Source organism: Mesorhizobium sp. M4B.F.Ca.ET.089.01.1.1 (assembly GCF_004022605.1).
GTDB lineage: Bacteria > Pseudomonadota > Alphaproteobacteria > Rhizobiales > Rhizobiaceae > Mesorhizobium > Mesorhizobium abyssinicae.
Genome location: NZ_RZOS01001547.1, coordinates 1 through 400 on the forward strand (window position 1 = coordinate 1; position 400 = coordinate 400).

Sequence of the window (400 nt, forward strand, 5' to 3'; positions counted from 1 at the left end):
ATCTGTCCGAGGAGATCGGTTGCCGACTCCGGACCCATGCCGAGTGTCAACTTGAGGATACTGTTGCCTGAACTGCAAATCTTATAGTAAGACGATCTCGGTTCCGCAAAGAGACCAGTGAACGCGGGTGCATTTCTTTCGTCGATCGTCCAGGCATAGCGGGACAAGAGATCTTGAATTGCTTGACGATCCTCGGCCGGAGGATTCTCGACATCCCAACCGGCAGTAGCATCTGTTCCGCAGGAATCAGCTGAAGCAGTGCCGCTTAAAGCAAAAAAGAACCCACAAACCAGGGCAAGATTTCTCAAACTCGCGCAGTTAGTGATTATGCCTTTCCAACGCTCGCTCATGATGGCCCCCTCTATGGAGCTTGATGGGAAAGTACCCATTCATCTTATAC

The 400-nt window shown here is 51.0% G+C and carries 1 protein-coding gene; it reads right to left on the reverse strand.

Going from position 1 to position 400, the window contains the following annotated elements; genetic code table 11:
• Positions 1 to 350: nuclear transport factor 2 family protein (locus EN780_RS38230; protein WP_189557222.1), on the reverse strand; the 350-nt coding region annotated here is incomplete at its 3' end.
• Positions 351 to 400: the final 50 nt, after the last annotated feature.